Genomic DNA, 9,170 nt, shown 5'->3' with positions numbered 1-9,170 from the left:
ACGTTCGTCACCGATTCGGGGCCGCGTGCGGCGGGGACGGCTCGCAATGACGGCTGAAGGTTCGTCATTGATTCGGGCCTGCGCAGCAGGGGGTACGGCTCGCAATGACGGCTGAAGGTTCGTCATTGATTCGGGCCTACGCAGCAGGGGGTACTTCGCAGTGCATCCATGAAACCGCCCCTAGTCACGTTTGTTCTCGATTCGAATCGGGAAGTACTTGCGTTGTGCGGTGGGTTTTCCGCCAAACACATCGGCACCGCCTTCGACGCCGCCGCGCGCGCCGAAATTGAAACCGCTGCCGCCGCGCTCACTGATCGCATCATAGATGTGGCTCGAATATTCTCGCTTGTTGGTCGGGATGACGAAGCGATCCTCGTAGTCGGCAAGCGCCATATAGCGATACATCTCCGCCACCTGCGCTTCGCTCAACCCCACGCGCTCCAGTACTTCGGTATTCACACGTCCCTCGACGTGCTTGTCGCGCATGTAGGCACGCATGGCCAGCATGCGTTCGAGGGCTTGAATAATCGGGGCCTCGTCACCGGCAGTGAGCAGGTTGGCCAGATAGCGCATGGGGATGCGCAGCGATTCGACGTCGGGGAAGATCCCATTTTTGCCAATCTTGCCGGAATCCGCTGCCGCCTGGATGGGTGACAGCGGCGGGACGTACCAGACCATCGGCAGCGTGCGATATTCGGGATGCAGCGGAAAGGCAACCTTCCATTCCATGGCCATCTTGTAGACCGGCGAGCGCTGCGCACCTTCTATCCAGTTATCGGGGATACCCTGGCGGCGTGCCTCCGCGACCACTTCCGGATCAAAGGGGTCGAGAAAACAATCCAGTTGCGCCTGATAGAGGTCCTTTTCATCCGGTACGCTGGCCGCCTCCTCAATCTTGTCGGCGTCATACAGCAGTACGCCGAGATAGCGGATGCGGCCCACGCAGGTCTCGGAGCAGACGGTCGGGGTGCCCACCTCGATGCGGGGAAAGCAGAACACGCACTTCTCTGATTTTCCCGACTTCCAGTTGTAGTAGATCTTCTTGTAGGGGCAGCCGGTAACGCACATCCGCCAGCCCCGGCACATCTCCTGGTCGATGAGAACGATGCCGTCCTCCTCGCGTTTATAGAGTGCGCCCGAGGGGCACGAGGCGACGCAGGAGGGATTGAGGCAGTGTTCACAAAGGCGGGGCAGATACATCATGAAGGTGTTTTCGAACTGCCCGTAGATCTCCTTTTGCACGCCATCGAAATTGTAATCCTTGGAGCGCTTCGCAAATTCGGTGCCGAGAATTTCCTCCCAGTTCGGGCCCCACTCCACCTTGTTCATCATCAGTCCGGAGAGCAGGGAGTAGGGCCGTGCCTGGGGCATGCTTTTGGATTCGGGTGCGGTCTGCAGGGTTTCGTAATCGTAGTCCCAGGGCTCGTAGTAGTCCTGGATGGAGGGCATGTCCGGATTGGAGAACAGGTTACCGATCACGCGCCACTTGCCGCCCAGCCGCGGCCGGATTCCACCCTCTTCGGTGCGCACCCAGCCGCCGCGCCAGCGGTCCTGGTTTTCCCAGTCCTTGGGATAGCCGACGCCGGGCTTGGTCTCGACGTTGTTGTACCACGCATACTCCTGACCTTCCCGGCTGGTCCAGACATTCTTGCAGGTGATCGAACAGGTGTGGCAGCCGATGCATTTGTCGAGGTTGAGGACCTTGCCAATCTGCGCGCGGATACGCATCTATTCGCCCTCCACTTTGGTCAGGATGTGGCGCGGTGCGCCGGCCAGCCAGTCGACCTTGTCCATGCGTCGGACGATGATGAACTCGTCGCGGTTGGAGCCGACAGTGCCGTAGTAGTTGAACCCCCAGCTGAGCTGGGCATAGCCGCCAATCATGTGCGTGGGCTTGAGCACGGTGCGGGTCACCGAATTGTGAATGCCGCCGCGGCGTCCGGTCATCTCCGAACCGGGCGTATGCACCAGCTTTTCCTGGGCGTGGTACATCATCGCCATACCCTCGGGTATGCGTTGTGAGACCACCGATCGTGCGGTGATGGCGCCGTTGATGTTGTAGGCCTCGATCCAGTCGTTGTCCTCGATATCGGCCTTCTTCGCATCCACCTCGCTCATCCAGATAATGGGACCGCCCCGCGAGAGGGTGAGCATGATCAGGTTGTCGGTGTAGGTGGAGTGGATACCCCACTTCTGGTGCGGGGTGATGAAGTTGAGGACGATCTCGGGGTTGCCGTTGGGGTGGTGGCCCTTGATCGGTGCAATGGTCTTGGTATCCACCGGCGGTTTGTAGACGCACAGATCCTCGCCGAAGCCGCGCATCCAGGGATGGTCCTGATAGAACTGCTGGCGACCGCTCAAGGTCCTCCAGGGGATCAGCTCATGCACATTGGTGTAGCCGGCGTTGTAGGAGACGTGTTCGGATTCCAGACCGCTCCAGGTGGGTGAGCTGATAATCTTGCGCGGCTGGGCGAGCAAGTCGCGGAAACGGATCTTCTCGTCCTGCTTGGGACGGGCAAGATGAGTATGGTCGCGGCCGGTGATCTTCGACAGCGCCGCCCAGGCCTTGACGGCCACTTCACCGTTGGTTTCGGGTGCCAGCATGAGAATGGTTTCGCAGGCATCAATCGGGCTATCGATTCGCGGGCGGCCCTGACTCACGCCTTCGATATCGACGGTCTTGTTCAGTGCCCCGAGCTTCTGCACCTCCTCTTCGGTCTTCCAGGTGATCCCCTTTCCGCCATTGCCAAGCGTATCCATCAACGGACCCAGCGAGGTGAACTTGCGATAGGTATTGGGATAATCGCGCTCGATGACTGCGAGGTTGGGCATGGTCTTGCCGGGGATCGGTTCACATTCCCCTTTCTTCCACTCCTTGACGTCCAGTGGCTGGGCAAGCTCCCCCGGTGAATCGTGCAGGATCGGTACGGTGACGATATCCTTCTCGACGCCCAGATGTCCCTGGGTCACCTCGGAGAATTTGCGGGCAATGGTTTTGTAGATGTCCCAGTCCGAGCGTGACTCCCAGGCGGGATCCACCGCCTTGGAAAGGGGATGGATAAAGGGGTGCATATCGGTGGTGTTGAGGTCGTCCTTTTCATACCAGGTGGCGGTGGGTAATACCACATCCGAGTAGAGGCAGGTGGTGGACATGCGAAAGTCCAGCGTGCACATCAGGTCCAGCTTGCCTTCGACGGCCCGCTCTCGCCATACCACCTCCTCGGGCTTGACCTCGCCCTCGTCCTTGCCGAGGTCCAGGCCCAGGACGCCATGCTGGCTCTCCGCGCCCATGAAATATTTGAGAAAATACTCATGCCCCTTACCGGAGGCCCCCAACAGATTGGAGCGCCAGATGAAGATATTGCGTGGGTAGTTATTGGGAGCATCCGGGTCTTCGCTGGCGAAACCCAGGGAGCCGTCCTTGAGGCCCTGCACGACATACTCCTTGGGATCAACGCCAGCGGCAGTAGCATCACGCACAATCTCCAGCGGGTTGCGGGAGAGCTGGGGCGCACTGGGAAGCCAGCCCATGCGCTCGGCGCGCACATTGTAATCCACCACACTGCCGGTGAACTGTGCGGGGTCGGCCAGCGGCGAGAGAATCTCGCTAATCTTGAGTTTCTCATAGCGCCACTGGCTGCTGTGCATGTAGAAAAACGACGTGGAGTTCATCTGCCGCGGCGGCCGCGCCCAGTCCAGCGCGAAGGCCAGCGGCAGCCAGCCGGTCTGCGGGCGAAGCTTCTCCTGACCGACGTAGTGCGCCCAGCCGCCACCGCTCTGACCGATACAGCCGCACATCATCAGCATGTTGATGACGCCGCGGTAGTTCATATCCATGTGGTACCAGTGGTTCATCCCCGCGCCGATGATCACCATGGATTTGCCGTGCGTCTTGTGAGCATTTTCCGCGAACTGGCGGGCGACCGTGATGAGGCGGTCGCGGGGTACACCGGTGATGCGCTCCTGCCAGGCCGGCGTATAGGGCAAGTCGTCGTCGAAGTCGGCGGCGACATTCTCGCCCCCCAGTCCCCGGTCGAGACCATAGTTGGCGCAACTCAGATCGAACACGGTGGTGACCAGCGCCTCTTCACCATCCGCCAACGTGATCTTGCGCACCGGCACGACGCGTTCGAGGATCGCCTCGTGCTGCGTATGCGACCAGTGCTTACTGGCCTGCTCGCCACCGCCGAAGTAGGGAAACGCCACCGGCACCGCATCGTCGTGCTTGTCCAGTAGCGTCAGCCGCAGTTTGCGCTCCTTGCCGTCGCGGGCGTCCTTCGGCTCCAGGTTCCACCTGCCCTTTCTCTTCCGATCCTCACCCCAGCGAAAGCCGATACTCCCGTGTGGCAGGACAAAGTCGTCGCTGCCCTCTTCGAGAGCAATTGTCTTCCACTCGGGGTTGTTCTTCTGTCCCAGCCCATCGGAAAAATCACTGGCACGCAGGTAACGTCCGGGAACCCAACGTCCGTTCTGCTTTTCGAGCTTCACCAGCATTGGCATATCGGTGTACTGGCGAACGTAACTGTCGAAGTACTCGCTCGTGCCATCCAGGTGCCACTCCCGGAGAATGACGTGGCCCATAGCCATGGCCACTGCAGCATCGGTGCCCTGCTTGGGATGCAACCAGATGTCGGCGAACTTGGAACCTTCGGAGTAGTCTGGAGAAACCACCACCGTCTTGGTGCCGCGGTAGCGCACCTCGGTCATGAAATGGGCATCCGGTGAGCGGGTCTGCGGAACGTTGGAGCCCCACATGATGATAAAAGCGGAGTTGTACCAATCGGCCGATTCGGGCACATCGGTCTGCTCACCCCAGGTCTGCGGTGACGCGGGCGGCAAATCGCAATACCAGTCATAAAAGCTCAGGCAGACACCACCAATCAGTGAGAGGTAGCGGGTACCGGCGGCATAGGAGATCATCGACATGGCCGGAATCGGTGAAAAACCGGCGACCCTATCCGGACCATATTTCTTGATGGTGTAGACGTTGGCGGCGGCAACCAGCTCGGTGACCTCCTCCCAGTCGCCGCGAACAAAGCCGCCCATGCCGCGCTTGCTCTTGTACTCCTTGCCTTTATCCGGATCCTCAACGATGGAACCCCAAGCCGTTACCGGGTCCCCGTGCTGCTCCCTGGCCTTGCGCCAGAGCCGAAGCAGACGGCCACGAATCAAGGGGTATTTGAGGCGATTGGCGCTATAGAGATACCAGGAGTAGCTGGCGCCGCGGGGGCAACCGCGTGGTTCATGGTTGGGCATATCGGGGCGGGTGCGGGGGTAATCGGTCTGCTGGATCTCCCAGGTCACCAGACCATTCTTGACGTAAATCTTCCAACTACAACCCCCGGTGCAGTTCACACCATGGGTGGAGCGCACGATTTTGTCGTGCTGTTGCCGTTGGCGGTAGGAGTCCTCCCAGGCCCGGTCGTCTGTGGTGAGGATTCCATGCTCCCCCGAGAACGATGTCCGCTCGCGCTTGAAGTAGGTCAGGCGCTTCAGGATTTGACTCATACCGCGATCCTCCTGGAAACGTAAGTGGCGAAGCCGCTGCAGTTTGATACGGCTTTGCAGCCATGAATCTCAAGGATGCTTGATGCGGGGCATCATGCCTGCGTCCGGTTACTACGAAAGTGATGACACCGAAAAAAGCGTCGATAGCCTCGCGCCACTCTGGCCAGGCCACCGTTAAAAGAATCGGCTTTTGCAGCGCTACGGACGAAGTTTTCCCGGCGTGGGTGTTCGTGAAGAACGGGTACGCACCGCTGCGACTCTCCCTACAATTATTTTGATCATGCGTAACTGCTCACTCCCCCGTCATTCCCGCGGAGGCGGGAATCCAGAGAGCAGCGGCATGGCTCGAAATGGATCCCCGCCTGCGCGGGGAGGACGAATCTCCTATGCCGCGCATGATCAACCGGGGCGAGCAGTTACGATCATGCTTTTATTCAGCGTGGCACAGAAAAGAAGAAGCGCAAGCCCATCACGGCTGACCCCCTGATATCGCTCGTTTTGCGGAGCCGTTCTATGCTTTGCTCTGGAAACAAACTCCAGCAACTGGGAACCAACCATGCCGATCCGAAATGCAAGTGCCGTGTGGGAAGGGACTCTGAAGGCGGGCGCCGGACGTCTGAAAACCGAAAGCGGAAGCTTCGAGGGGCGCTACACTGCCGCCTCTCGTTTCGAGGAAGAGGAAGGAACCAATCCGGAGGAGCTCATCGGAGCCGCTCACGCCGGCTGCTTCTCCCAGGCCTTCTCGCTCTCCCTGGAGCAGGCCGGTTTCAAACCCGAACGGATCGAAACCAGCGCCCGGGTCCACCTCGACAAGGTACCCGACGGTTTTGCCATCACCCGGGTCGAGCTCACCACCAAGGCACGTGTCCCGAACATTCCCGAAGCGACCTTTCAGAGTGAGGCCGAAAAGGCCAAGCAGACCTGTCCCGTTTCCCAAGCGCTGAAGGCCATCGATATCACCCTCGATGCACACCTCGAGCAATAGGCTGTTTCTCACTGATGTCCGGTGACCAGAACAAGTCGCAGTGACATTCGAAAGATACCGATGAAGTATTCGGTGCGCTGGGGACCACTCCGGATGGGCTGAGTACCCACGAAGCCGATCGCAGGCGCGGGCAATACGGACCGAACCGCCTGCCGCAGCCGCGCAGGCGGGGACCAGTCGCCCGCTTGCTGGCCCAGTTCGGTAACCTTCTGATTCAGGTGTTGATCGTAGCTGCAATCATTACGGCACTGCTCGGACACTGGGCCGATACGCTGGTGATCGCCGGCGTGGTGCTGGTCAACGCCGTCATCGGCTTTCTCCAGGAAGGCAAGGCGGAAAACGCCCTAGAGGCCATCCGTGACATGCTGTCGCCGAATGCCTCGGTATTGCGTAACGGCCACCTGACCACACTGCCTGCGGACCAACTGGTGCCGGGGGACATCGTCCAGCTTCAACCAGGGGACAAGGTTCCGGCGGACCTTCGGCTAATTCGACTCAAGGGGTTGTCGATCCAGGAGGCCGTGCCGTTAGTCTCCCGTTCTTGGAGCTTAACCACGTCAATACAAACTAGAAATGTCCGGGCGCCGCACAATGACAGCGTTTGCTGCGATTGGACTTGGTAGGGGATGTTTTGGAACGAACTGGCCGGCATGGGATCCCAATTACCCGGCCTTTTCACGCTGACGTTACACTGAGGTCGATCGATTCGAGGCGCCCTGGCGGGCGCCTCATTTGCGTCAGCCGACCTTGCTTTCGTGGGTCAACAACCGATCCAGATGATTGGCAAAGGATTGCCGATCGCTTTGACTCAGCGGCGGCGGCCCCCCGGTATCGATGCCGGTGGCTCGCAGCGTCTCCATGAAGTCCCTCATGGTCAGACGCTCTTTGATATTGTCGGCCGAATACATTTCGCCACGCGGATTGAGAGCGTGCCCTCCTTTTTCGATCACCTCGGCCGCCAAAGGAATGTCGCCGGTAACCACCAGGTCGCCCGCATCGAGTTGGTTGACGATCTCGTTGTCGGCAACATCGAAACCCGATGGGACTTGAACAAAACTAATGAGGGGTGAGGGTGGTATGCGTAAGGTGTGGTTGGCTACCAGCGTCAGCTCCAGGCCGGTGCGCTCTGATGCTCTGAACAGAATGTCTTTGATGACTGCGGGACATGCGTCTGCGTCTACCCATATTTTCATTGGCATCACTTCCGTTGAGTGCATGTGCAACCCTATAAGAACCCGTCCTGCCATCGAATGCAAATCGTCCTGTGCGCGATTCGACACTCCTGGTGAGTACTGAGGCTGCTAATGAACAAGCGTAACTGCTCGCCCGGGTGATCGCCCACAGCCCCGGAAATCCGTCATCCCCGCGTAGGCGGGGATCCAGCAGTCGATCTCAGAATACATCCTGGCCAAGAACCGTCATCCCCGCGTAGGCGGGGATCCATTTTGGGCCATGCTTTTGTTCTCTGGATTCCCGCCTACGCGGGAATGACGGAGGGGGTGAGTAGTTACAAACAAGCAAAGCCGATCGGCCGATGCTAGTGGTCCCTCCCTGAGAAACAGGATTGGTTGAGGGTAATTCCAGCCGCACGAAGCAAGAGAATGAGCAGAGATTTCATGCACGATCAGAAAATCACGGAATGGGTACTTGGGCTGGTGCTGACGATGACTGGATGTGCAAAGTCCTATTACCAGGGTCCCGAATCCGATCATTTCGACGGCAAGCAGTTTTTCAACGCCGGTCCTCCGCGTGATATCGGCATCCGGGATCTGCTCCGTTGGCGTCTTACACGCGAGCCGCCGGAGTGGCCGCAGTCGGTCGATGTCACGCCTGATCGCCCTCCGCAGCGCGTCGATGGCGAACAGCTGCGGGTCAGCTTCATCGGACATGCAACGCTACTGATCCAGACCCGCGGCCTCAACATACTCACCGATCCGGTCTGGTCGGAGCGTGCCAGTCCGTTTTCCCGGATCGGGCCACGCCGAGTCACACCACCCGGCGTGTCCTTTGATGACCTCCCGCCGATCGACATCGTACTGGTGAGCCACAATCACTACGACCACCTGGACCTCGCGACACTGAATCGCCTATGGAAGCGTGACCAGCCTCGCGTGATCGTTCCGCTCGGCAACGACACCATCGTTCAGCGGGAACATCCCGACCTTCGCGTGGAAGCCTACGACTGGGAAGATGAGGTCGCCCTGTCGGACGAGGTGCATCTGCGCCTCGCGCCGATGTTCCACTGGTCGGCGCGCAGCCTGCTGGATCGCAATCGTGCCCTGTGGGCGGCCTTTCTATTGAAGACGCCGGATGGAAATATCTATTTCGTCGGTGATTCGGGATGGGGTGAAGGGCGCTACTTCGAGGATGCCGGTGAACGCTTCGGACCGATTCGGCTGGCTGCCCTGCCCATCGGCGACTACAAGCCCCGCTGGTTCATGTCCTATGGGCACATGAACCCGGACGAAGCCGTACGCGCACACCGGAAAATCGGCGCCCGCCACAGCCTGGCGAGTCACTTCGACACCTTTCCCCTGGCGGACACAGCCTATGGCGAACCTCTGGAGGAGCTGGCACGGGCCCGGGAAGCGAACGGCGTATCCGAGGAAGCCCTGCGCGCACTGGCGCCCGGAAGCATGTGGTGGATACCGCCTGTGTAAACGCGTTTGCCGCCCCG

At 59.7% G+C, this 9,170-nt stretch carries 6 protein-coding genes and 1 pseudogene; 4 read left to right on the top strand and 3 right to left on the bottom strand.

Annotation, left to right across the window (positions count from 1 at the left end; all coding sequences use genetic code 11):
- Positions 1 to 180: 180 nt before the first annotated feature.
- Together narH and Q7L05_RS06215 are read right to left on the bottom strand one after the other, a co-directional pair.
- On the bottom strand, positions 181 to 1,728 hold the full coding sequence (narH, locus tag Q7L05_RS06220) for a nitrate reductase subunit beta (RefSeq protein WP_303903530.1): 1,548 nt from the start codon (positions 1,726 to 1,728) through the stop codon (positions 181 to 183).
- The gene (locus Q7L05_RS06215) at positions 1,729 to 5,508 is read right to left on the bottom strand and encodes a nitrate reductase subunit alpha (RefSeq protein WP_303903527.1); all 3,780 of its coding nucleotides are present in this window, start codon (positions 5,506 to 5,508) and stop codon (positions 1,729 to 1,731) included. It lies immediately after the preceding gene.
- Between the two features lie 556 nt (positions 5,509 to 6,064).
- On the opposite strand from Q7L05_RS06215, the gene Q7L05_RS06210 reads away from it, so the two are divergent.
- The 3 genes and pseudogenes from Q7L05_RS06210 (at position 6,065) to Q7L05_RS17415 (ending at position 7,116) form a co-directional block, all read left to right on the top strand.
- Positions 6,065 to 6,493, top strand: a complete 429-nt coding sequence (locus Q7L05_RS06210; RefSeq protein ID WP_303903525.1) for an OsmC family peroxiredoxin — start codon at positions 6,065 to 6,067, stop codon at positions 6,491 to 6,493.
- Positions 6,494 to 6,570: 77 nt separating this feature from the next.
- A pseudogene (locus Q7L05_RS17500) lies at positions 6,571 to 6,675 on the top strand (cation-transporting P-type ATPase); the annotation flags it as partial.
- Positions 6,676 to 6,678: 3 nt separating this feature from the next.
- Complete coding sequence (locus tag Q7L05_RS17415) at positions 6,679 to 7,116, top strand: P-type ATPase (RefSeq protein ID WP_411293317.1); 438 nt, start codon at positions 6,679 to 6,681, stop codon at positions 7,114 to 7,116.
- A gap of 114 nt (positions 7,117 to 7,230) precedes the next feature.
- Here Q7L05_RS17415 and Q7L05_RS06195 read toward each other — a convergent pair whose 3' ends face one another.
- A complete protein-coding gene (locus tag Q7L05_RS06195) occupies positions 7,231 to 7,686 on the bottom strand; it encodes a YaiI/YqxD family protein (protein WP_303903522.1) in 456 nt (151 codons plus the stop codon).
- 408 nt (positions 7,687 to 8,094) lie between these two features.
- Between Q7L05_RS06195 and Q7L05_RS06190 the strand changes: the two genes are divergently transcribed.
- Positions 8,095 to 9,153, top strand: a complete 1,059-nt coding sequence (locus Q7L05_RS06190) for an MBL fold metallo-hydrolase (protein WP_303903519.1) — start codon at positions 8,095 to 8,097, stop codon at positions 9,151 to 9,153.
- Positions 9,154 to 9,170: the final 17 nt, after the last annotated feature.

It is taken from the genome of Thiohalomonas denitrificans (assembly GCF_016841685.1).
GTDB lineage: Bacteria > Pseudomonadota > Gammaproteobacteria > Thiohalomonadales > Thiohalomonadaceae > Thiohalomonas > Thiohalomonas denitrificans_A.
Note: the sequence above shows the minus strand (reverse complement) of the source record. Positions and strands in the feature narration are given on the sequence as shown.

What these genes read in the sequence shown, in the direction of transcription:
- Q7L05_RS06210 (WP_303903525.1), top strand. Translation starts at nt 6,065, where the DNA reads ATGCCGATCCGAAATGCAAGTGCCGTGTGGGAAGGGACTCTGAAGGCG.
- narH (WP_303903530.1), bottom strand. Translation starts at nt 1,728, where the DNA reads ATGCGTATCCGCGCGCAGATTGGCAAGGTCCTCAACCTCGACAAATGC.
- Q7L05_RS06190 (WP_303903519.1), top strand. Translation starts at nt 8,095, where the DNA reads ATGAGCAGAGATTTCATGCACGATCAGAAAATCACGGAATGGGTACTT.
- Q7L05_RS06195 (WP_303903522.1), bottom strand. Translation starts at nt 7,686, where the DNA reads ATGAAAATATGGGTAGACGCAGACGCATGTCCCGCAGTCATCAAAGAC.
- Q7L05_RS06215 (WP_303903527.1), bottom strand. Translation starts at nt 5,508, where the DNA reads ATGAGTCAAATCCTGAAGCGCCTGACCTACTTCAAGCGCGAGCGGACA.